The organism is Shewanella sp. MBTL60-112-B2, from assembly GCF_019655055.1.
GTDB lineage: Bacteria > Pseudomonadota > Gammaproteobacteria > Enterobacterales > Shewanellaceae > Shewanella.
In genome coordinates this window covers 56468-80989 of record NZ_BPFA01000023.1, presented here as the reverse complement: position 1 = coordinate 80989, position 24522 = coordinate 56468, and the positions used below count along the sequence as shown (strand labels likewise).

Here is a 24522-nt window from a genome sequence, read left to right as displayed (position 1 = left end):
AAAATATCGAGTTCGCACATCTTGTTGTCTGGTTATTGATTTTTCTCAGAACCATTTGATCACATGACAAGATGTGCATCTACCTTAAATTTATGATTTTTATCAAAATCATTAGGGGATTCCTCAGCACAAAGTAGCCCTCTAATTATGATTTTTTCTAAAAATAGAGGTTTTCCTGTGAAAAGGTTATGAAGCTTGCGTTTTTGTTGACTGTATATTGACGTATTCACTTAAGGTGTCATTTTTTTGAACCTTTTATCTCCGGTTTACTTACTGAGCTTCAGCCTTATTTATTACAAAATTTTTAAAATTAGTTTGGTCGTTTTTATAGCAATTAACCAGTCGAGGGAGTGCTCCCAAGAGAGTAAATTACACCTAAAAAAGATTCAATTTGATAGCTTTATACTCAGTTGCAGTGATACTGCTGCACCAATTATCCGATGCTGTAGATGAGCTAACTAGCGGATATATGGCAGATTATTGCTAAGGGGTGAGGCAATTGCGTTAACTTAAATAATCAATTGCATAATTTGCAATCGTTTGAATAAGCATAACTTAGCGTTTAAATAACATAAAAATTCAAACAAAGGCTTATTGATATTTAATCGATTTTTTAGTCGCTTGCTGGCAATAATTATTCTTTGATAAAGCCAGCAGGTTTAAATAAGCGCGTTTAAATTTGGTTGGATAACTGTTTTGATTTTATACGCTAGTATTTGATAGCTAAATAGACGCTGGTTTTTAGGCTTTATGGTTTTAAAACAATCGAATTGTTGAACTAAGATATGTCATCAATTTGGGGCTAGGAGTTAAGAGTTAAGAGCCTGAAAGGATTGTTGAGGAACAGCGAGCTTATAGGCTCGATGATAAAAAGCAAAAAAGGTTAGCCTGGGCTAACCTTTTAGGTGCCTTAGAGTCATCTAAGCAGTGTTATCTAAACGGTGTTATTTGAGTCTTAAGGATAGATCCAGTGCTCTTACGTGCTTGGTTAATGCGCCAACAGAGATATAGTCGACACCGGTTTTAGCGAAGTTAGCAATAGTATCTATTGTTACATCACCTGATACTTCAAGCTTCACACCTTGGCCGTTAGCCTTATAGCTGTTGTTGAGCTCAACCGCCTCTATCATCATGGTGACATCAAAATTATCTAGCATCACTATGTCTGATTGCGCATCGAGAGCCTGCTTTAACTCATCAAGACTCTCAACTTCTACTTCTACTGGTTTATCTGCATGTAGTTCTCTAGCGGCTTGAATAGCTTTGGCTATGCTGCCACAGGCCATGATGTGATTTTCTTTGATCAGAAAGGCATCGAATAATCCGATGCGATGGTTTTGCCCACCACCACAGGTAACCGCGTATTTCTGCGCGGTACGCAGGCCGGGAATTGTTTTACGGGTATCGAGTAGACGGGTATGAGTACCAGCTAATCTGTCTACATAATGTTTGGTCAGTGTTGCAACACCAGAAAGGGTCTGGATAAAGTTCATCGCCGTACGCTCACCCGTTAGGATGGCTCTTGCTGGCCCTTCTAGCTCACAAAGTAGTTGGTTAGGCAGTACTAGGTCGCCATCATCAACATGCCAATGCAGGGCGACTTCACCACCGAGTTGGTTAAACACTTGTTCCGCCCAAGCCTTGCCGCAAAATACCCCTTCTTCTCGGGTGATTAAGTTGGCTTGTGCATTTCTATCGGCTGGAATAAGTAGTGCAGTGATGTCTGCGTCGGCTCTTTGGGTAGAACTCAGATTCGAATTGGTATCTTGGTGGCCTAAATCTTCATCTAAAGCTGCTTTGACTGAGAGACGAATATCATTTTCAAGCATGGTGGCTATCCTTACTGACTTATAACTTGTTTATAGCTGTCGTCGTAACTGTGGCTATAACTGATTTATATATGGGGCACGCTTTAATAGTGGTTTTAATCTTAACATAAGTCTCTAGGGAGTGAGCTAGCATTATCACTGCTGATACTCAGCAAGTAGCGATATTTAGAGGGTGATAATTCTCAAAAGCGCGACTATATTCATAGGGTTAAAACTGCTAAAGTGAATAATAATATTTGCTTAAGGATCATTGTTTTGTCGCTATCTTTAGCCAATGGCTGGGTGGTACAGGCGCGATGGTGCCAGTCACCACATTTTAATATCAGGCCACTTGATGAAGTGAGCTTGCTGGTGATCCACAACATTAGTTTGCCTGCGGGCTGTTTTGGTCAGCCTTATATTGATCAGTTATTTCAAGGTTGCCTCGATATTGAAGCTGATGCGAGTTTTAAAGAGCTGCAAGGCTTAGAAGTATCAGCACACTTTCTAATAAGGCGTGATGGTGAGTTGGTGCAGTATGTCTCTTGTGATGATAGAGCTTGGCATGCAGGGGTATCTGAGTTCGATGGCCGCAGTAATTGTAATGATTTTGCCATAGGCATTGAGCTAGAAGGAACTGATAGCATTACTTATTCAGACGCACAGTATCAAATGCTTATGGAATTAACTAAGAGCTTAATGGCTCATTACCCAGATATTACGCCTACAAGAATTACTGGGCATAGTGATATCGCACCAGGGCGAAAAACCGATCCGGGTAACGGCTTTGATTGGCAGCGTTATAAAGCTGGAATATAAATAGGCTGCAAGTTCGGTGATAGATACGGCCGATACAAGCAGGTTAACCATTGAAGGGTGAAAATTATGGCGTTATTTGCGTTATTAGTCGCAATTTTAGTTGAGAGATTACGGCTTTTACCTAACTCCTGGCAGTTTGATGCCTTGTTATCAAAATATCATAAGTCGCTTATTAGTGAGCAACAGCAGCCGTCATTATTGATGATGACGTTAGTCATTTTGCTGCCTGCAGTTTTTGTCTACATCTTATCTTGGCTAGTATCAGGAGTGTTGTGGGGGGCTATCAGTGTCGTGCTATGGGTGTTGATTGCAGTGCTTTGCTTTAGTCATAACGTGCAAAGAACGGCATTCAAGCGCTATATACAGGCGGCTTGCCGCGGGGACTCACAAGCTTGCTTTAATTATGCCAATGAATTGGATTCTAGCCTTTCTCTAGAGTCAGTTAACGAGAAGGAATTGGGCGAAAAAGTCGGTCAAAGTGTTGCGTGGATCAATTATCGCTATTACGGTGCAATTGCACTTTACCTTATCGTTCTTGGCCCTGTCGGCACAGTGCTTTATTGCACTGTACGCTTTTATAGTGAGCAGAGTCGTAAGAATGATGCGGAGTTACCTTTAGTCGACAATCTGCTGTTCGTGCTTGATTGGATCCCAAGTCGCATTTTCTCATTTGGCTATGTATTAAGTGGTCATTTCAGGCAGGCAATTTCAGCTTGGTTATCACATGCATTAAATCCAAAATCCTCTGCGCGAGATACGATTACTCAAGTCGCAGTCGCTGCGGAGACATTACCTGAGTCATCGTCGGCACCGATTTGTTTACAGTCTACTATTGCTTTATTGCAGTTAAGTAAACGTAATTTTATATTGCTCATTACCGTGTTGTCGTTAATGACCATCTTTGGGGTGGTTAATTAGTCATCACTTGAGCATGTTGTTAGCTAAAAATTAGTCAGTCCTAAATTTGATTTCATTAAATTAATTAGGCTGATTTATGAACGGCTCAGCAATTTTTGCTGGGCCGTTTAATCACCTTTAATTCTTATCCATTTACCAAAAATCTTTCCATGTTTAATTGCTTATAATAATTATTATCAACGCGCAGCTTATTAAAATTGGCACATTGGTCAGACCCCGTTACGATGAAAATCAGCTATGCTCACACATCGCGCATAGATTTGATGTAGATCACTAACTGGACATTCAAAGTGTGATTTGATAAAGTGCGCTCAGTCAATTAAATTGGTAAGACCAATTTACAATAGGAGCTGAGGCCCACATGGCTTATAGCAAAATAAACCAGCCAAAAATATCCGATGTCATTATGGGGCAGTTGGAGCAGATGATTCTGGAAGGCAGTATTCAACCAGGACAAAAGCTACCACCTGAGCGTGAATTGGCATTGCAATTTGAAGTTTCGCGCCCTTCTTTACGTGAAGCGATTCAAAAGCTCGAAGCAAAAGGCTTGTTAATGCGTCGTCAAGGCGGCGGAACCTATGTAAAAGAGCAGCTCTGGCAAAGTCTTGCCGATCCAATCGTTGAACTTATGCATTCAGATTCAGAAAGTCAGTACGACTTACTGGAGTTTCGTCATGCCACTGAAGGCATGATGGCGTATTTTGCGGCGCTTCGTGGTAACGACGCCGATATGCAAAATATCAAGCGTACGATTCTGGAAGTTGAGTCAGCTAATTTAATTGAAGATCAAGCTAATGCGATTGTGCGCTTTTACCGCGCGGTTGCCGAAGCGTCACATAACGTGGCTATGCTTCACCTAGTATTGAGTTTATCTCCTGTGCTGCACAAAAACGTGGCACAAAACTTAGAGCTTTTAAGCCGACGCGAAGAAGCCTCTACCACGGCTAATGATCACAGGCGAGCACTGCTTGCTGCAATTATTCGCCGCGACCCTGAAGCTGCACGCGAAGCCTCCAATGAACACTTAAGTTACATTGAAGAGGTGATGCTATCAGTTAGGGAAGAAGACAGCCGATTGCAGCGTAGCCTGCGTCGATTAAAGAGTGGTGTATAGGTCGATTCTTTAGTGAACCTCCTGTTGCCAGCCAATATTTTTAAAATTTAAATACACTAATCACTGCAGTAGTGACTTAGGTATTACGTATAGGAAAGGACTGCAAAATGTCTGAACATATGCTTAATGACATCGATCCACTAGAAACTAATGAGTGGTTGTCTGCTCTAGAATCAGTTGTACGCGAAGAAGGGGTTGAGCGTGCTCAGTACCTACTTGAGCAAGTACTTGATAAGGCGCGTCTAGACGGTGTCGACATGGCGACAGGTATCACGACCAACTACGTCAACACTATTCCTACGAGCCAAGAGCCTGCATATCCTGGTAATACTACTGTTGAGCGTCGTTTGCGTTCAATTATCCGTTGGAACGCGATCATGATCGTACTGCGTGCATCTAAGAAAGACTTAGATCTCGGTGGTCACATGGCGTCTTACCAATCAGCTGCATCATTTTATGAAATGTGTTTTAACCATTTCTTCCGTGCACCAAACGAAGTTGATGGCGGTGATTTAGTTTACTATCAAGGCCACATCTCTCCAGGTATCTACTCACGCGCATTTTTAGAAGGTCGTTTAACTGCAGAGCAGTTAGATAACTTCCGTCAAGAAGTAGATGGCAAAGGTATTCCTTCATACCCGCACCCTAAGCTTATGCCTGAATTCTGGCAGTTCCCTACGGTATCTATGGGTCTTGGCCCAATGTCTGCTATTTACCAGGCTCGTTTCCTTAAGTACCTAGATGGCCGTGGCTTAAAAGATACTTCAGCGCAGCGCGTATATGCATTCCTAGGTGATGGCGAGATGGACGAGCCAGAATCACGTGGTGCTATCTCTTTCGCTTCACGTGAAAAGCTAGACAACCTATGTTTCCTAATCAATTGTAACCTACAGCGTCTAGATGGCCCTGTAATGGGTAACGGTAAGATCATTCAAGAACTTGAAGGTCTATTTAGAGGCGCAGGCTGGAACGTAGTTAAAGTGATCTGGGGTAACAACTGGGACTCACTAATCGCTAAAGATACTACTGGTAAGTTGCTACAGCTTATGAATGAAACTATCGATGGTGATTACCAGACATTTAAGTCAAAAGATGGCGCTTATGTTCGTGAGCACTTCTTTGGTAAGTACCCTGAGACTGCTGCCCTTGTATCAGATATGACAGATGCAGAGATCTTCGCGCTTAAGCGTGGTGGTCATGATTCATCTAAGCTATACGCTGCATTTAAAAATGCACAAGAAACCAAAGGCAAGCCAACGGTAATCTTAGCTAAAACAGTTAAAGGTTACGGCATGGGCGAAGCGGCTGAAGGCAAGAACATTGCTCACGGCGTGAAGAAAATGGACATGACCCACGTACTACAGTTACGTAACCGTCTTGGCCTAGAAGATTTACTAAGCGATGATAAAGTATCTGAACTACCTTACCTAACGCTTGAAGAAGGTTCTGAAGAGTACAAGTACTTACACGCTCGTCGTGATGCGCTTCATGGTTATACACCACAGCGTCTACCTAACTTCACCAAAGCATTAGAGCTTCCTGCTGTTGATGAGTTCAGCTCTTTGCTTGTTGAGCAAAAGCGTGAAATCTCAACCACTATGGCATTTGTTCGTACACTGAACATCTTGCTGAAGAACAAAGGCATTGGTAAGAACATCGTTCCTATTATTGCTGACGAAGCACGTACTTTCGGTATGGAAGGTCTGTTCCGTCAAATCGGTATTTACAACCCGCATGGTCAGGAATACACACCTGAAGACCGCAGTGTTGTGTCTTACTATAAAGAAGCGACTTCTGGTCAAGTATTGCAAGAAGGTATCAACGAGCTAGGTGCTATGTCTTCATGGGTTGCTGCAGCAACGTCATACAGCACTAACGATTTGCCGATGATCCCATTCTACATCTACTACTCTATGTTTGGTTTCCAACGTGTTGGCGACATGGCGTGGATGGCAGGTGATCAGCAAGCACGTGGTTTCCTATTAGGTGCAACAGCTGGTCGTACAACCCTAAACGGTGAAGGTCTACAGCACGAAGATGGCCATAGTCATGTTCAAGCGAACACGATTCCAAACTGTATCTCTTATGACCCAACATTCGCATACGAGTTAGCAGTAATCATGCAAGACGGTATCCGTCGTATGTATGGTGACCAAGAGAACGTGTTCTACTACTTGACGCTGATGAACGAAAACTACGCAATGCCAGCAATGCCTGAAGGCAGCGAAGAAGGTATTCGTAAAGGTATCTACAAGCTTGAGTCGTACACTGGTAGCAACAAGGTTCAGTTAATGAGCTCGGGCACTATCATGAACGAAGTACGCAAAGCGGCTCAAATTCTAAGTGAAGAGTACGGCGTTGCATCAGATGTTTACTCTGTGACTTCATTCAACGAATTAACTCGTGAAGGTCAAGATGTTGAGCGTTTCAACATGCTGCACCCAGAAGCTGAGCAAAAGACTGCGTACATTACTCAAGTAATGGGCACTGAACCAGCTATTGCAGCAACCGATTACATGAAGAACTATGCTGAACAAGTTCGTGCATTTATGCCTTCTGAATCATTCAAAGTACTAGGTACTGACGGTTTTGGTCGTTCAGACAGCCGTGAAAACCTACGTCGTCACTTTGAAGTAAATGCTGGCTACGTTGTTGTAGCAGCGCTGAATGAACTCGCTAAACGTGGCGATATTGAAAAGTCAGTAGTTGCAGCTGCAATTGCTAAATTCAACATCGACGCTGACAAGACAAACCCGCTATACGCGTAAGAGGCAATACAAAATGACAATCGAAATTAATGTACCAGACATCGGTGCGGATGAGGTTGAAGTAACAGAGATCCTTGTTAGCGTTGGCGACAAGGTAGAAGAAGAGCAATCGCTTATCTCTGTTGAAGGCGATAAAGCGGCGATGGAAGTTCCAGCGTCGAAAGCGGGTATTGTTAAAGAAATCAAAGTGGTTGTAGGTGACAAGGTGTCTACCGATTCATTGATTATGATCTTTGAATCTGAAGGCGCGGCATCTACTCCTGCTGCAGTTGAGTCAGCACCTGTTGCGGCTCCTGCTGCACCAGCTGCGGCTGAGCTAAAAGAAGTTCACGTCCCAGATATCGGTGACGATGAAGTTGAAGTGACTGAAATTTTAGTAACTGTTGGCGACAGCATTACTGAAGAGCAATCGCTAATGAGCGTTGAAGGTGACAAGGCTTCTATGGAAGTTCCTGCACCATTTGCCGGCGTGCTAAAAGAAATCAAAGTGAATGTAGGCGACAAAGTGTCTACTGGCAGCTTGGTAATGGTATTTGAAGTTGCGGGTTCAGCTCCTGCTGCCGCGGCTCCAGCGCCAGTTGCAGCACCGGCTGCAGTGGCGTCAGCACCATCAGTACAAGACGTTAACGTGCCAGACATTGGCGGTGATGAAGTTGAAGTGACTGAAATCATGGTTAGCGTGGGTGATACTGTGACTGAAGAGCAATCACTTATCTCTGTTGAAGGTGACAAGGCTGCGATGGAAGTACCTGCACCGTTTGCTGGTAAAGTGTTAGAAATTAAAGTGGCTCAAGGCGATAAAGTATCGACTGGCTCTTTGATTATGACTTTTGAAGTTGCTGGTAGCGCACCCGTTGCTGCATCAGTACAAGCAGCTCCTGCTCCAGCGGCACCAGTTGCAACTCCTGTTGCAAGCCCTGCTACTAGCCAAGCAGCACCGGCAGCGAAAGAAGACTTCGTTGAAAACAGTGCATACGCTCATGCTTCTCCAGTTATCCGCCGTATGGCGCGTGAACTAGGCGTTAACCTAGCTAACGTTAAAGGTACTGGCCGTAAGAATCGTGTAGTGAAAGAAGATGTTCAAAACTACATTAAAGCGGTTATTAAGCAAGTTGAGTCTGGCGCAGTTAAAACTGCAGCTGGTGGCGGCGAGCTAAACCTACTTGCATGGCCAAAAGTGGACTTCAGCAAGTTTGGTGAAACAGAAGTTAAACCGTTATCACGTATTCAGAAGATTTCTGGTGCTAATCTACACCGTAACTGGGTGAAGATCCCGCATGTTACCCAGTGGGATGACGCTGATATCACTGAACTAGAAGCTTTCCGTAAGGCGCAAAATGCTGCCGAAGCGAAGAAAGACTCTGGCATGAAGATCACACCACTTGTGTTCATCATGAAGGCGGTTGCTAAAGCGCTAGAAGCATTCCCAACCTTTAACTCTTCATTGTCAGAAGACGGCGAAAGCTTAATTTTGAAGAAGTACGTTAACGTAGGTATTGCGGTTGATACGCCAAACGGTCTAGTTGTTCCAGTATTTAAAGATGTGAACAAGAAAGGCATTCACGAGCTATCTGATGAGCTGAAAGAAATCTCTAAGAAAGCACGTGGTGGCAAGCTAACCGCTGCTGATATGCAGGGTGGTTGCTTCACAATCTCAAGCTTAGGCGGTATTGGTGGTACAGCATTTACACCTATCGTTAATGCGCCAGAGGTAGCCATTCTTGGTGTGTCTAAGTCAGATATGAAGCCTGTTTGGAATGGTAAAGAGTTTGAGCCGCGCTTAATGCTGCCGCTATCACTGTCTTACGATCACCGTGTGATTGATGGCGCTGATGGTGCTCGCTTTATCACGTACTTGAATAACTGCTTGTCAGACATTCGTACCTTAGTGCTTTAATCCAAATAGGCTGCTTGATTCAAGCAGCCTATTTTCTAGGTCGCTTATTTGAATCGCTTACCTAATTCGCTTAATCGGCACTATTAATAAACATCAGCAAGATTAAGCGTTTCTAGGATTGTGATCAGCATCAAACAAAGGTTAAAATGCGGCCACCTTACAAGATTTGGCCACAGTTTATCGTTGAGTCGGTTTTATCGTTAACTCGGTGCCACCAACGACATAAAAAGAATAGAGGAAAACATGAGTAACGAAATTAAAACTCAGGTAGTTGTACTAGGCGCTGGCCCTGCTGGCTATTCAGCTGCATTCCGTGCTGCAGACTTAGGTCTAGATACTGTTATCGTTGAACGTTTCAGCACGTTAGGCGGCGTATGTCTAAACGTGGGTTGTATCCCTTCTAAAGCTTTGCTTCATGTATCTAAAGTGATTGAAGAAGCAAAAGCGGTTTCTAGCCACGGTGTTGTTTTCGGTGAACCTCAGATTGATCTTGATAAGCTGCGTGAGTACAAGCAATCAGTAATCGGTCAGTTAACTAGCGGTTTAGGCGGCATGTCTAAAATGCGTAAAGTTAACGTGGTTAACGGTCTTGGTAAGTTCACTGGTCCTAACACGCTAGAAGTTCAAGGTGAAGACGGCGTTAAAGTTGTTCATTTTGAGCAAGCAATTATTGCTGCGGGTTCTCGCCCAATTCAATTGCCATTTATTCCTCATGAAGACCCACGTGTATGGGACTCTACTGATGCGCTAGAACTTAAAGAAGTTCCAGGTAAGCTACTTGTTATGGGTGGCGGTATCATCGGTCTAGAAATGGGTACAGTTTACTCTTCACTAGGTAGTGATATCGACGTGGTTGAGATGTTCGACCAAGTTATCCCTGCAGCAGATAAAGACGTAGTCCGCGTTTATACCAAGAAGATCAAGAAGAAGTTCAACTTGATGCTTGAAACTAAAGTGACTGCTGTTGAAGCTAAAGAAGACGGCATCTACGTTACTATGGAAGGCAAGAAAGCGCCTGCTGAACCTGTACGTTATGACGCTGTTCTAGTAGCTATTGGCCGTATTCCAAACGGTAAAGGTCTAGACGCAGAGAAAGCTGGCGTTAATGTTGATGAGCGTGGCTTTATCAATGTTGATAAGCAGATGCGTACTAACGTACCAAACATCTATGCAATTGGTGACATCGTTGGTCAACCAATGCTTGCACACAAAGGTGTGCATGAAGGTCACGTAGCTGCAGAAGTGATCTCTGGTCTTAAGCACTACTTTGACCCTAAAGTTATCCCATCAATTGCCTACACTGACCCAGAAGTTGCTTGGGTTGGTCTAACTGAGAAAGAAGCAAAAGAGCAAGGTGTTGCTTACGAAACTGCGACTTTCCCATGGGCTGCAAGTGGTCGTGCAATTGCATCTGATTGTGCAGATGGTATGACTAAGCTTATTTTCGACAAAGAGACTCACCGTGTAATTGGTGGTGCTATTGTTGGTGTTAATGGCGGCGAGCTTCTAGGTGAAATTGGCCTAGCGATTGAAATGGGTTGTGATGCTGAAGATCTAGCATTAACCATTCACGCTCACCCAACTTTACATGAGTCAGTTGGCCTAGCGGCTGAGATTTATGAAGGTTCAATTACTGACTTGCCAAACCCAAAGGCAAAGAAGAAAAAGTAAGCATTTACTAATGTTTTGAAAAAGCGCTCATTTGAGCGCTTTTTTTATGTCTAACAGCTCGGAAGAGTTGATTTTTAAGTGAACAATAGATGAATCTCTGTTAGCTAAATGCTACATTCAGGTTAATGTGAAAAGTCCCTAAGCACGTGAGAATAATAATCAAAAAAATTTGGCTTAGCTTCATTCTATTACTGTTAACTTATGCTGTGCCTACCTTGGCCAGTGGCGTAGTCCAGCGGGTGTTTACTGCAAGCGATGGTCTGATTAATGCCACTGTTTTGGATATTGGTTTCGATGAATATGGCTTTACTTGGTTGGCAACCGCAGAGGGCTTATATCGAGTTAGCAGTAATAAAGTTCGTCGTATCGATAAGGTCGGTTTAAACTCTAAAATCAACGATAGCGTGCTTTCTCTCTCGGTTCCTCTAAGTAAACAGCACATCCTAGTCAGCGGCAAGTACCAAGCTTATCTGTATGATATTAAAGCTAATCGATTTGTTGAGTTTGGCAGCCCTGAATTATTTCCAGAGTACCGTGGTAGTGGCATAGTATCGCAAATACAAGATACTGACGGTGAGCGGATCTTTTTGACCTATGACGGTGAACTGCTTAGGTTTAACTACCAAAACATGTCACTTGAGCGAATAAAGTTTCTTCCAAGCAACCCTGATCACCCTTGGTGGCACATCCTATCTTTGTCTGAGAACCGTCTGCTTATTGGTAAAGAAAAGCACTTAGAGGTTCGCGATATTAATGGCGTGAGATTAGAGGTTTTACCCTGGAAAACTGAATGGGGAGGGATAAAAAACGTCATTAAGCATTCCAGTGGGCGAGTCTGGATCAGTTCGAGTAAGGGGCTATTTGAAGTTGACCAGCAAAATCTGTCGATACAAAAAGTCGAACAGCTTGAACACTATATCACCAATATAGCTGAAGATAAGCAAGGCTATCTTTGGCTCTCGACTCGAGCAGGATTACTACGATGGCTCCCCGATTCAGCAAAAGGCATGCTTTATGGTAACGAGTTAAAGCAAAAGTCCAACATAGATTATACCTATGATATTGCCGTCGATGAGACAGGATTGATCTGGGTGGGTGGCAGCGGTGATGGGGTTGCAATTTTAGCTGTCGATCCAGACTTTGTTATTGATAAATACACTAAACAGCCTCCTTACAAGCTTAAAGATGAAGTGGTATGGACCATTTATGCTGATGAAAATCATATTTGGCTCGGTACCGATACAGGCTTGATGTTAGTTGACAAGCACACTCAGAAATCCTACGCGATTAATCCTCAAGGCCTAAGTCTTAGTGACAGCATCTTTAAAATTGACCCGTTAGATAAAGACCATCTGTTGCTGTCTACCACCAATGGTTTGTCGGTGGTGAATAAGAATACCTTCCACAGCCAAAGCTTTGCAGCTTGGTCTGGTGGCCGCAGTTCACTTGAATATAAAATGGTTTATAACACCTTTTTTGATACGTTAATTGAAGGGCGGATCTGGTTTGCGACTAGCAGCGGGCTTTATTATTGGGAAAAAGGGTTTCTCGAGCCCAAACTAATCCGCTTAGGAAGTGCTCTCAATAGTAATATTGCAGTGGAAATTGTTGCGGTTACTCGTGACAGTGAGCAGCGCTTATGGCTCGGTGGTTCACGTATTTTTGGCTACTTAGACTCTCAAAATACCTTCTATCCTGTATTGGCTCCCTTAAGCTTTGCGACAAGCAGTGAATCGAATATTCGATTTATTAAAGAGGTTCATCCAGGAGAGCTGTGGCTTGGTTTAGAGACGCAAGGCTTACTGTCATTTAAGGTTGATTCTGGGGCGATTAAAAGTGTGACCGATGAGTTGGGGGTTAGTTGTGATTCGGTCTACTTTATCGACAATGTTGGTGATTACCGTGTCGTGGGCTGTCCTCGTTCGTTGCTGAGGAAGAATATGCTCGATGGGGAGCTCTTAGTGTTTTCCCCTCGGGATGGTTGGCTGAGCGATGAGCTCAATGAAGGGGCTTACTTTGCCTCCGCAGAGGGCTTATATCTAGGTACTCCAGATGGAGCCATGTTGGTCGATGTCGAGCGATTAGAAAACAGGATCGCAGATGACTCTATGATGCTAGAGTCGATAGAGATCTATTTTGAAGATCGCAGCGAACTCAATTTAATGCCGGAGAATGACTATCATATCTTACCCGGGGCGCAGTTGATCAGTTTTCAATTAGCGCGCCATGACTACCTCAATCAGAAGCCTATGCAGATTAAGTACCGTTTACGTCGAGGCGGAATTGATGAGCAGGCAAGCTATATTTTTCTCGATGGAAAATCCCAACTGAATATTTCCGGTTTAGCTTCAGGATCCTATGTGCTGGATATTCTAAGCACGAACAATGAGGTTTGGTCTGAGAAGCCGTTTTCATTCAGTTTTTACGTTGAAAAATATTGGTGGCAAACTTCTTGGTTTAAAGGTGGTATTTTGCTTTGTCTGTTGCTAACAGGCCTAGGCATTATTTTTTACCGACAGCGCCAAGTGATGGCATTTAAAGGTGTCAATTTGGCACTAATCGATAGTGAGAATAGGCTTAAGCAAGCGCTTAAAGGCAGTAACTCAGAACTGTGGGAGTGGCAACGTGAAAGCGACCTTTTCCGCCTAGAAAATACGGCAGGAGTATTAGCTTCTGGGCAGTCACAAGTTTACTTTAAGTTAGAGCAGTTCCCTATCCACATTGAGGATATCGATGAAGTTATGGCGGCATGGCAAGATATGTTGCTAGAACGCACGGATAGGTTCGAAGTTGAGTATCGATACTGGCGTACCGATGGCGCTATGGGCTGGGTGCGTGTATTGGGGCGCCCAGTTGAAAGGAATGATGTTTCAGGAGTTATCGAGCGGGTTGCAGGGATTTATAGTGATATTACCGAGCAGAGAAAGCTAAAAGACGACGTTTACCTATTGGCGCAAGCATTCGAAAATACATCAGAAGCTGTGCTTATTTTTGATAGCGATGAGAAGATTCAAGTGTCCAATAAGGCTGCTGAAAATATTATCGGATTAAATTCTGAAAGCTTGAACGGTATGTCTTTCTCACAGGTTATACGGGGCGAAGAGATAAGCTCCACTATTGCTCATCTATTGCAGCAGGGGGTTAGCTGGGCTGGAGAGTGTGTTGTTGATTCCGGTAGTAGTCAAAAGTGTGCGGTTTGGCTGAACGTTTCCTCGATTTTGAATACCAGCGGTAATGCTAGCCGCTATGTGGTGGTTTTTTCTGATATCACAGAGCGTAAACGAACCGAGGCTGAATTGCGTCGCTTAGCTAATTTTGATGTATTGACAGGTTTGCCTAACCGATCCTTGTTCTCCAGCAAACTCGCACAGTCTGTGTATCAAGCTGAAAAAGATGGCGGCAATTTAGCCCTACTATTTTTGGACTTAGACAGGTTCAAGCATGTGAATGATTCATATGGTCATAGTATGGGGGATGCCTTGCTAGTCGAAGCGTCTAATCGTTTACAGTCTCTGATTTCAGATGAAAATGTCTTGTGCCGTTTTGGTGGTGATGAGTTTGTCATTTTGCTGCGTGATACTCCTACTATTGATACTGTTAATTACCTTTGTGAGCAGTTACTCGCCAGCATTGAACGGCCCTTTATGCTTTATGGACGCGAGTTCTATATCTCAACCAGTATTGGTGTGAGTATGTGGCCAGAAGATGCAAAGCAGCCAGAAGTGTTGATTAAAAATGCCGACTTAGCTATGTACCACGCTAAGGAAGAGGGCAAGGGGCACTTTAAGTATTATTCCAAGGAACGCAATGCTGAAGCGCTTTATCATTTAGCGTTAGAGGCCGATTTACGCAAGGCCATAGAGCGAAACGAACTAGAGCTTCATTTTCAGCCTCAAATAGATATTTTGCAAAATGATAAACTCGTCGGGGTAGAAGCGCTATTACGCTGGAATCATCCACAGAAGGGTTTTATTCGCACTGATATCTTTATTAAGGTGGCAGAAGCGTGTGGGCTGATCGTGGAAATTGATCGCTGGGTCATGCGTGAAGCTTGTCTTTATGGAGCTCGTTGGGCTCAAGAGTTAACCGAGCCCGTTAAAGTTTCGGTTAATATTTCTGCACTGCATTTCCGTCTCCCCGATTTTATTGGCGGTGTTCAGCAAATCATGACTGAGACCAAGATGCCACACTCGGCGCTTTCGTTAGAGATCACTGAAGGGGTGTTGATGAAAGAGCTGAAGGTGGCTAAGCAACATCTTAAAGCGCTTAAAACCTTAGGTATCGATGTGGCTATTGATGATTTCGGTACTGGCTATTCTTCACTGGCTTACTTGAGGCATTTTGAAGTTAATACCCTTAAAATTGATCGCTCTTTTCTTATTGATATCGCGACTAATAAGGCCGATCAGGCGATAGCGAGTAGCATCATTGAGTTGGCAAGAAATTTGAAATTAGATGTGGTTGCCGAGGGGGTGGAAACCCATGAACAGCTCGAGCATGTTTTCAGTCGAGGTTGCTATGTTATTCAGGGCTACTACTTCGCCAAACCTATGCCGCTTGCCGAAATTGAAACCTATATGGGCTTAAATAAAAGCTTAAAGCAGAACGTAAATAACAAGTTAGCCTTAGAGGTTTAGCCCTCAAGTAGCCTGTCGGTAGCGCTATTTCTTGCGCATCGCCACTAAATAAAATACGTTAAGACATTAGTAGAAGAGTTAAGTAAGTCATTATGATTAATAGAATTATCATTCTTTGCCTAGCAATGGCTAGTTCGCAAGTTTCATTCGCTGAAGAGCGTCCTAAAATCGGCTTAGTCTTGAGTGGTGGCGGTGCAAAAGGTGCGGCTCATATCGGCGTGCTTAAGGTGCTGGAAGAGAAAAATATCCCCATCGATTATATTGCCGGAACCAGTATCGGTGCCTATGTGGGAGGGATGTACGCATTAGGCTATAGCGCTGCAGAGATTGAAGCGATCATGATGAATACTGATTGGAGCCAAGGTTATTCAGACACCATTCCTCGGGAGTCATTAAGTTACCGCGACAAAGAGACTCGTGATCAGTTTAATATTCCAATCAATGTAGGTTACAGCGACGAGCAAGTTAAAATGCCTGCAGGTTTGCTTCGAGGGCAAACGATGTCGCAACTTCTACGTAGTTCGACTAATTTAGTTCACCAATTTGGTGACTTTGATGATCTTTCTATTCCCTATCGTGCAGTGGCAACCAACTTAGTCACCAGCGAACCTGTGGTGTTAAGTTCTGGTAGCGTGGTTGCGGCAATGCAAGCATCGGCATCAGTGCCAGGAGCCCTACAACCTGCGGTTATCGACGGCAAGCTGTTAGTGGATGGCGGGATTGCTAACAATATGCCTGTCGATGTGGTTAAGGCGATGGGCGCAGACATTGTCATCGCGGTCGATATTGGTTCTCCCTTAGTTGGTAAAGATGAGCTAAATAGTACGGTCGCTGTGTTAAACCAGCTCTCCACGATTCTTACCAATGCGAGCTCAGAGAGGCAGAAAGCCCTGCTTAGCGATCATGATATTTTGATCCGTCCCAATATTGGCGACCTAAGCACCACGGACTTTAGCATTATGCCTATTGCACTGCCGCTAGGTGAGATCGCTGCTCGGGAGCAGAGCGATAAGCTTGAGCAGTACAGTGACACTCGTAGTGATTTCAAACAATATTTGGCTCAAAAAAAGCATAAGAGTAAGCAATGGCTAGCGGAGATTAATAGGCCATTAATTAAAGTGGTTTATAACAACGACTCCAAGGTTAGTGAGAAGTTATTGGCGGATAACCTTTCTCTGAATGTTGGTGACCATGTCACAGTAGAAGATTTAGATGCCGGACTAGATAGAATTTATGCATTGGATAAGTTTGAACGAGTCGATGCGGAATTTACAGACACTGATGAGGGGCGGGTATTAACCGTCACAACAAAGGCTAAATCCTGGGGGCCGAATTACTTCCAGCTTGGCTTTAGTTGGGAAGATGACTTTAGCTTAGATTCTGTCATCTCTCTCGATATGGCCTATACCATGACTGAGCTTACCGAGAATGGTGGTGAATGGCGTAATGAGTTATCGCTCGGTTACGACAAATTAATCGCATCTGAGTTTTATCAGCCATTAGCTAAAGATCAGTCCTATTTCAGCCGTGCTCGAGTTGAGTATGAACTGAAAGATTGGAGCTTCTTTGAAAATAACAACCGGGTGTTAGAACTGAAACAAACAGCCTACCGTACCGAAGTAGGTATAGGGGCTAATTACACTCAAAATGGCATGGTCGAAATTGGTGTGCTGGGGGAAAGAGGCGATCTGGAGAACGACATCTGGGGGCTTGGAAAAGTAGATTACTCGGGTTATGGGGGCTACTTCAAATTCGCCTATGATGACCTAAATAGTATTAACTTTCCGACTTCGGGTAATCGTTTCACCTTCAATGTGTATATGAGAAAAGAGAGTTATGAATTAGATGGTGTTGGTGATTCTTCTGATTTCTCGATGCAATATGAAGCCGATTGGCGCGGAGCTGTTGGCGTGGGTAATCACGCTTTTGTGGGTATAGCCTCATTGGCAACAGTTGATAAAGATGGCGCGTTTACAGTAAACGTGTCGGAGCTTGGTGGCTTTTTAAATCTCTCTGGTTATCACAAGAACGCTCTATATGGTTCACACAAGGTGTTTGGTGCCTTTGTGTATCAGTATGACTTAGGGCGAGATGTGCTCGGTATGACCGAATATCCGCTTTATTTAGGTACCAGTATTGAGGCGGGTAACGTTTGGAATCAAAAAGACAATGTGTCACTTGATGACTTAATCTACGCAGGTAGCTTGTACTTAGGCATTGATACTGGCGTGGGGCCTGCTGCGTTTGGTTTTGGCGCATCAGATGATGGTGAAAAAACCGTCTTTCTATTTATCGGTAAGAACTGGTAGTCATTTTGGCGAAAATAATTTCAAGCTAAATGCAATAAAAAGCCCATCAAATGCTGGGCTTTTTGTTTTCAGCTCGATAGATATTCAGCTTGATGAAAATGGCGCTATTGATCGTAAGTCAAAAAGTTTGCTAATGCTTCTAGGCTATCGAGTTGCTGGTGGGCAATCACCCATTTGCCTAGAGTGGCATGTTGTGGCTCTGGGATCGCGATCGTTTGCATATTGGCTGCGCGCGCGGCGATTAACCCATTAAATGAATCTTCAATTGCTAAACAATTAACTGGGTCAATATGTAAGGCTTTAGCGCAATTTAAATACACTTCGGGATGGGGCTTACCATAAGCGAGCGATTCGGCTGATTCAATGGCGTCAAAGTAGCTCGTGATGTCTAACCTGTTTAAAACGGCTTCAATGATTAGACTAGAAGAAGAGGTTGCCAGACCGATTTTAAGCTTATTTTGCTGACAAGCTTGCAAAGCACTGAGTACACCTCGCATAGGTTCACCATCATGCTTGATGTGGCTAACAACCGTATCAACAATGGCCTGAGCCGTTTGCTGGTTATTGTAGTTTTGCCAAGGAGAGCGCGCATACCAAAACTCAACAACTTGGTCGATTCTAAGCCCCGTAGTGAGCTGCATATCCGCCATCGAAACGTTTAAACCCAGCTTACTCATAACTTCGAATATCGCCATTTGCCAAACAGGTTCTGAATCGATCAATACGCCGTCCATGTCAAAAATAACCGCTTTTAGCTGTGGTTTACTCATAGGTATCCAATTATGTTCATTATAACTTTGGTGAATATTAGCTGTGTAAATGCCATAGTTTACGAATAATCATACGATTATCTCGAGCCTAAGCACAGGATTTTTTGACCTATAACGCTTGATAAAATAGCCGGTAACTTAATTTAAATATATGATTTATATAATTTAGATCAATGTTTCAAACTATGGTCTAGTTTTCTTTTTAGTAGAATAGCTTTACTGTATAGCCCGAGATGTCGAACGAGCGTTGTTTTGCTTTTGTGGAAACGTGATCAGATTCATACTTTTGCAAAGCTGTAGTATAATAGCGCTCGAAATAAAGGGTCGAACCTGCCGAGCTGTCAGTTTCAATTTGAAGACGAGCAGTTTCGCTGTAAGAACGCCAAAACAAAAGGAAGGTTGCCGTGCTAGAAGCATATCGTAAACACGTCGCAGAACGTGCTTCAGAGGGCGTAGTCCCTAAGCCACTAGATGCCCAACAAGTGGCACAGCTAGTCGAATTGGTAAAGAATCCACCTGCAGGTGAAGAAGCTGTCATTCTTGATCTGCTAGAAAACCGTATCCCACCAGGTGTTGATGAAGCCGCTTATGTAAAAGCGGGCTTTTTGGATGCTGTCGCAAAAGGCGAAGTATCATCTTCAATCTTGTCATCAGAGCGCGCTGTTGAGCTGCTTGGCACTATGCAAGGTGGTTACAACATCGAACCACTGATTGCTCAGCTAGATAATGAAGCGCAAGCACCATTAGCCGTTGAAGCGCTTTCGCACACACTATTAATGTTTGATTCTTTCCACGATGTAGTGGAAAAAATGCAAGCAGGTAATGATTACGCTAAGCAAGTTGTTCACGCTTGGGCCGACGCTAAATGGTTCCTATCGCGTCCTAAACTTGCTGAAAAAATCTCTCTGACTGTATTTAAAGTCTCTGGTGAGACTAATACCGATGACTTATCTCCAGCACCAGATGCATGGTCACGTCCAGACATTCCATTGCACGCATTAGCGATGCTAAAGAATGCCCGTGAAGGTATCGTGCCTGACGAAGCAGGTACTATTGGTCCAATCAAAGAGATTGAGTCACTTAAACAAAAAGGTTTCCCATTAGTTTACGTAGGTGACGTTGTTGGTACGGGTTCGTCTCGTAAATCAGCAACTAACTCAGTGCTTTGGTTTATGGGTGATGATATCCCTAATGTACCAAACAAGCGTGCTGGTGGTTTCTGCTTAGGTGGTAAGATCGCGCCAATCTTCTTCAACACTATGGAAGATGCGGGCGCATTGCCAATCGAGCTAGATGTTAGCAAGATGGAAATGGGCGATGTTATCGACATCTATCCATACCAAGGTGTTGTTAAGCGTCATGGCTCTGAAGAAGTGATTTCTGAGTTCTCATTGAAAACTGACGTATTAATGGATGAAGTCCGCGCCGGTGGCCGTATCCCATTAATCATTGGTCGTGGTCTAACAGACCGTGCTCGTGAAACGCTAAATCTTGAAGCATCTGCTGAATTTGTGCGTCCACAAGATGTGGCTGACACAGGTAAGGGCTTTACCCTTGCACAGAAGATGGTAGGTAAAGCGTGTGGTGTTACTGGTATTCGTCCAGGCCAATACTGTGAACCTAAGATGACCTCTGTTGGTTCGCAAGATACTACAGGTCCTATGACCCGTGATGAGCTTAAAGATCTAGCTTGTCTTGGTTTCAGTGCAGACCTAACCATGCAGTCTTTCTGCCATACAGCGGCTTATCCAAAGCCAGTTGACGTGAACACGCACCACACACTACCTGATTTCATTATGAATCGTGGCGGTGTTGCACTGCGCCCAGGTGACGGCGTTATTCACTCTTGGTTAAACCGCATGCTTCTGCCTGATACCGTTGGTACTGGCGGTGACTCGCATACGCGTTTCCCTATTGGTATTTCATTCCCTGCCGGTTCAGGTCTTGTGGCATTCGCTGCTGCAACCGGTGTGATGCCGCTTGATATGCCAGAATCAATCTTGGTTCGCTTTAAAGGTGAGATGCAGCCTGGTATCACGCTACGTGATTTGGTACATGCTATCCCGCATAAAGCGATTGAAATGGGTCTGTTGACTGTTGAGAAGAAAGGTAAGATCAACGCTTTCTCTGGTCGCGTCCTTGAGATTGAAGGTCTTGAGCAGCTTAAAGTTGAGCAAGCATTTGAGCTTTCAGATGCGTCAGCTGAGCGCAGCGCTGCAGGTTGTACCATTAAGCTTGATAAAGAGCCTATCATTGAGTACTTAAACTCAAACATCGTTATGCTTAAGTGGATGATTAGTGAGGGTTACGGCGATCGTCGTACTATCGAGCGTCGTATCACTGCTATGCAGGAATGGTTATCAAACCCTGAGCTGATGGAAGCGGATGGCGATGCTGAATACGCAGAAGTGATTGAAATCGATTTAGCTGATATCAAAGAGCCTATTCTTTGTGCGCCAAACGACCCAGATGATGCGATCCTACTGTCTTCAGTTGTAGATACTAAGATTGACGAAGTATTCGTTGGTTCTTGTATGACTAACATCGGTCATTTCCGTGCAACGGGTAAGATGCTTGATAAGTTTGCTACCACTTTGCCAACACGTTTGTGGATTGCGCCGCCAACTAAGATGGACCGCGACCAGCTAACAGAAGAGGGCTACTACGCAATCTTCGGCCGTGTTGGTGCACGTATTGAGATCCCAGGTTGTTCATTATGTATGGGTAACCAAGCACGTGTTGCTGAAGGTGCTACGGTAGTTTCAACTTCTACACGTAACTTCCCGAACCGTCTAGGTACAGGTGCTAATGTTTACTTAGCATCTGCAGAACTAGCGGCAGTTGCTGCACTACTTGGTCGTTTACCATCACCAGATGAGTATCAGACATACGCTAAAGAGTTAGATGCAACTGCAGCTGACACTTATCGTTACCTGAACTTTGATCAAATTGCGTCGTACACAGCAAAAGCTGATGAAGTGATTTTCCAATCAGCAGTTTAATCAATTGATTTAAACCTGTGTGTGTCTAGTCCGAAAAAAGCCTGCTTACTAGCAGGCTTTTTTGTTTTCAGCGACAGCTTAAAAATGCAGTTTTCTAGCCGGAATGCATTGGCAGCATCAGTGAACTCCTGCTCGCTAATTGGTCGCGTTATGATTGGTGTAATTTTAATGCCGTGTTTATTGGCTAAGCGTAGTTATACCAATTAGTATAAAGATTTGGTCGCTCAGCGAGAATTTAGCGGCACTGAGACAAGGTCATTAAGTGCTCCTGCTTTAATGACATTCGCTGCATCCATGCAACTCGCAACGAGTGCAGAGCATAGTTAAACTAGGTTCAAGCTTCCTCTTTTTATCAAGAGTCGCAGTATCAGAGCCGCTAAAACTCGCCATTCTGGAGTGTTTTTGGCTTCCTACTTCTGCGTTGAATAACTTCACAAGGGAGCAACCATTCCTTCAGTTATTCGCCTTGAATTAGTTTGCCAAAAACGCTCTGAGTAGAGCAACTTCTTATACCGATTGGTATGAGCTAGATTGAAGCACTAAAAAGGCCAGCTAATCAGCTGGCCTTTTTTAATTCATTTTTATTTTGCTAGAACCTAGAACCTAGAACCTAGAACCTAGAACCTTTTTTGAGTCTTAAGAATGCTTGCTATGTAGTACTTCTAACAGTTTATCTTCTAACTCAAAGCGAGTTTCCATTGCATGACCTAAAGAAGATAAATCTTTGTCTAAATGGAACAGCACTTGCTCGTCATCGGCTTCAGTATATTTATCATTGAAATCTAGAGCGGTATCCGTGGTCTCGCTGATCTGCGGAACCAGTTGCTGAGCGAGTTCTTGGCTTGAGCTACCATTCTTTTCGCAAGCGGTTACCACTTGGTTATAGATCTCAAAATGGCCTTCTGACACATAATCCATCAATTGGTCACAAAACTGTTTGACTGAGTCAAAGGCGGGTAGTGATTTGTCAGTTTCCTCATACGGCGGGATCCCAGCAATCTGGCAATAGTTAATAAGCAAGTTGCGCCGATTATTTAACCATTGATCTATAAGAGTATTTGAGCCGCCCCATTTTTGTTCGGCTTTCTCTAACTTTCTTAGCATGATCTTCCCCGTTAAGAATCCTTCTCTGTACTTCTAATGTAGGGGAAAAATGTAGTTTTGATCAACCATTTTTGGCCAATTTATGAGGAAATGCTAAATGGACATACCAGAGGAAGGATTGTGAACAAAGTGCTATAAAATAAAATGCCCAGCGATAGAAAGCTATCGCTGGGCGAGTAAAGTTTGTAGCGGGCTCGATGCGACGAGCTTCTTGATTGTTCTTGCTAGCGCAGACTTTTTATACCAAAGCTAGCACTTAGGTGCAACTTTTTTCTGTCACATTGCGAACTGTACAGCTTAGGTTAAGCTAGGTTGTGAATCTATTTCACGTTTTTACTGAAAGCTGTGAACTGCGCTTAGGAGCAAGTAATTGGGCCTGTTATATAAGCCAATAATGTTAACTGCCTCCGAGTTGGCAGAATTTGTCGCGTTACTTGTCACATTATTTTACCTATAGAGGTTACTTTATTAACGTAAATGCTAAACTACTGCCCCAAGCGGATATCACTATAAGTTTAGGAATCAAGCCAAATGGCAGAATTAAAGAATGATCGTTATTTACGTGCGTTATTAAAACAGCCTGTCGATAGAACTCCTGTCTGGATGATGCGTCAAGCTGGCCGTTACCTTCCAGAATATAAAGCCACCCGCGCAGAAGCTGGCGACTTCATGTCTCTTTGTAAGAACCAAGACTTAGCTTGTGAAGTGACTCTTCAACCTCTACGTCGCTACGACTTAGATGCGGCTATCTTGTTCTCAGACATTCTAACTATTCCTGATGCAATGGGCTTAGGCCTGTACTTTGAAACTGGCGAAGGCCCACGTTTCGAACGTCCTACAGATACAATCGATTCAATCAAAAAGCTTTGCATCCCAGATCCAGAAGACGAGCTTGGCTATGTAATGCGTGCTGTAAGCACTATTCGTCGTGAACTAAAAGGCGAAGTACCTTTAATTGGTTTCTCTGGTTCACCTTGGACACTAGCGACTTACATGGTTGAAGGCGGTTCTAGCAAGGCATTTGAAAAGATCAAGAAGATGGCTTACGAAGAGCCAGCTACTTTGCACATGCTACTAGATAAGCTAGCTGACTCTGTGACTTTGTACTTGAACGCTCAAGTTGCAAACGGTGCACAGTCTCTAATGATTTTCGATTCATGGGGTGGCGCGCTTTCTCACCACGCATACCGTGAATTCTCTCTACGTTACATGCAAAAAATCGTTGATGGTCTAACTCGCCATGCAGACGGTCGCCAAGTACCAGTTACTCTGTTCACTAAAGGTGGCGGACTATGGCTTGAGTCTATGGCTGAAACAGGCTGTGACGCACTAGGTCTAGACTGGACTGTAGATATCGGTGATGCACGTCGCCGTGTTGGTCATAAAGTTGCTCTACAAGGTAACATGGACCCATCAGTACTTTACGGTACGCCAGAGCGCATTCATCAAGAAGTGGATCAAATCCTTTCTTCTTACGGTGAAGGTACTGGTCACGTATTTAACTTGGGCCATGGTATTCACCAGCACGTTGATCCAGAACGCGCAGGTTCATTCATTAACTCAGTACATGAGTTATCAGCTAAGTACCACAAGTAATTAGCTCGCCTATCGGCGAATGACTTACCATTGTTTGGTATGAATAAAGGCTCAGTTTACTGGGCCTTTATTGTTTCTGTCGTTTGATTTTATTTCCCATTATTCAGTT

The 24522-nt window shown here is 43.7% G+C and carries 13 protein-coding genes; 10 read left to right on the top strand and 3 right to left on the bottom strand.

Going from position 1 to position 24522, the window contains the following annotated elements; all coding sequences use genetic code 11:
* Positions 1–944: 944 nt before the first annotated feature.
* A complete protein-coding gene (gene nadC, locus K5Q73_RS14590) occupies positions 945–1829 on the bottom strand; it encodes a carboxylating nicotinate-nucleotide diphosphorylase (protein WP_220763584.1) in 885 nt (294 codons plus the stop codon).
* Between the two features lie 255 nt (positions 1830–2084).
* Here nadC and ampD point away from each other — a divergent pair, with 255 nt between their 5' ends.
* The 8 genes from ampD to K5Q73_RS14550 all read left to right on the top strand — a co-directional run bounded on the left by ampD (position 2085) and on the right by K5Q73_RS14550 (position 17941).
* Entirely contained in the window at positions 2085–2627 is a 543-nt protein-coding gene (gene ampD / locus K5Q73_RS14585) for a 1,6-anhydro-N-acetylmuramyl-L-alanine amidase AmpD (protein WP_220763582.1), read from the top strand.
* Between the two features lie 66 nt (positions 2628–2693).
* The gene (ampE, locus tag K5Q73_RS14580; protein ID WP_220763580.1) at positions 2694–3545 is read left to right on the top strand and encodes a beta-lactamase regulator AmpE; all 852 of its coding nucleotides are present in this window, start codon (positions 2694–2696) and stop codon (positions 3543–3545) included.
* A gap of 361 nt (positions 3546–3906) precedes the next feature.
* The gene (pdhR, locus tag K5Q73_RS14575; RefSeq protein WP_012153684.1) at positions 3907–4659 is read left to right on the top strand and encodes a pyruvate dehydrogenase complex transcriptional repressor PdhR; all 753 of its coding nucleotides are present in this window, start codon (positions 3907–3909) and stop codon (positions 4657–4659) included.
* A gap of 107 nt (positions 4660–4766) precedes the next feature.
* Complete coding sequence (gene aceE, locus K5Q73_RS14570) at positions 4767–7427, top strand: pyruvate dehydrogenase (acetyl-transferring), homodimeric type (RefSeq protein WP_220763578.1); 2661 nt, start codon at positions 4767–4769, stop codon at positions 7425–7427.
* 13 nt (positions 7428–7440) lie between these two features.
* Positions 7441–9324 (top strand): pyruvate dehydrogenase complex dihydrolipoyllysine-residue acetyltransferase, encoded by a 1884-nt coding sequence (aceF, locus tag K5Q73_RS14565; RefSeq protein WP_220763576.1) that lies wholly within the window; start codon positions 7441–7443, stop codon positions 9322–9324.
* 243 nt (positions 9325–9567) lie between these two features.
* Entirely contained in the window at positions 9568–10995 is a 1428-nt protein-coding gene (gene lpdA, locus K5Q73_RS14560; protein WP_220763574.1) for a dihydrolipoyl dehydrogenase, read from the top strand.
* Positions 10996–11141: 146 nt separating this feature from the next.
* Positions 11142–15632 (top strand): EAL domain-containing protein, encoded by a 4491-nt coding sequence (locus K5Q73_RS14555; protein ID WP_220763572.1) that lies wholly within the window; start codon positions 11142–11144, stop codon positions 15630–15632.
* A 92-nt stretch (positions 15633–15724) separates the two neighbouring features.
* Positions 15725–17941, top strand: coding sequence for a patatin-like phospholipase family protein (locus K5Q73_RS14550; protein ID WP_220763570.1), 2217 nt, complete (start codon positions 15725–15727; stop codon positions 17939–17941).
* Between the two features lie 104 nt (positions 17942–18045).
* Here the strand turns inward: K5Q73_RS14550 and hxpB are convergent, their stop codons facing one another.
* On the bottom strand, positions 18046–18711 hold the full coding sequence (gene hxpB, locus K5Q73_RS14545; RefSeq protein WP_220763568.1) for a hexitol phosphatase HxpB: 666 nt from the start codon (positions 18709–18711) through the stop codon (positions 18046–18048).
* A gap of 404 nt (positions 18712–19115) precedes the next feature.
* On the opposite strand from hxpB, the gene acnB reads away from it, so the two are divergent.
* Complete coding sequence (gene acnB, locus K5Q73_RS14540) at positions 19116–21713, top strand: bifunctional aconitate hydratase 2/2-methylisocitrate dehydratase (RefSeq protein WP_220763566.1); 2598 nt, start codon at positions 19116–19118, stop codon at positions 21711–21713.
* A gap of 636 nt (positions 21714–22349) precedes the next feature.
* On the opposite strand, the gene rsd is transcribed toward acnB, so the two are convergent.
* Positions 22350–22817: a sigma D regulator gene (gene rsd, locus K5Q73_RS14535; RefSeq protein ID WP_220763557.1), complete on the bottom strand. Its 468-nt coding sequence runs from the start codon at positions 22815–22817 to the stop codon at positions 22350–22352.
* Between the two features lie 531 nt (positions 22818–23348).
* On the opposite strand from rsd, the gene hemE reads away from it, so the two are divergent.
* Entirely contained in the window at positions 23349–24413 is a 1065-nt protein-coding gene (hemE, locus tag K5Q73_RS14530) for a uroporphyrinogen decarboxylase (protein WP_220763555.1), read from the top strand.
* The last annotated feature ends 109 nt before the right edge of the window (positions 24414–24522 follow it).

Coding starts and splice junctions, on each gene's coding strand:
- nadC (WP_220763584.1), bottom strand. CDS start 1,829: ATGCTTGAAAATGATATTCGTCTCTCAGTCAAAGCAGCTTTAGATGAA.
- aceF (WP_220763576.1), top strand. CDS start 7,441: ATGACAATCGAAATTAATGTACCAGACATCGGTGCGGATGAGGTTGAA.
- rsd (WP_220763557.1), bottom strand. CDS start 22,817: ATGCTAAGAAAGTTAGAGAAAGCCGAACAAAAATGGGGCGGCTCAAAT.
- K5Q73_RS14550 (WP_220763570.1), top strand. CDS start 15,725: ATGATTAATAGAATTATCATTCTTTGCCTAGCAATGGCTAGTTCGCAA.
- hxpB (WP_220763568.1), bottom strand. CDS start 18,711: ATGAGTAAACCACAGCTAAAAGCGGTTATTTTTGACATGGACGGCGTA.
- hemE (WP_220763555.1), top strand. CDS start 23,349: ATGGCAGAATTAAAGAATGATCGTTATTTACGTGCGTTATTAAAACAG.
- pdhR (WP_012153684.1), top strand. CDS start 3,907: ATGGCTTATAGCAAAATAAACCAGCCAAAAATATCCGATGTCATTATG.
- lpdA (WP_220763574.1), top strand. CDS start 9,568: ATGAGTAACGAAATTAAAACTCAGGTAGTTGTACTAGGCGCTGGCCCT.
- ampE (WP_220763580.1), top strand. CDS start 2,694: ATGGCGTTATTTGCGTTATTAGTCGCAATTTTAGTTGAGAGATTACGG.
- aceE (WP_220763578.1), top strand. CDS start 4,767: ATGTCTGAACATATGCTTAATGACATCGATCCACTAGAAACTAATGAG.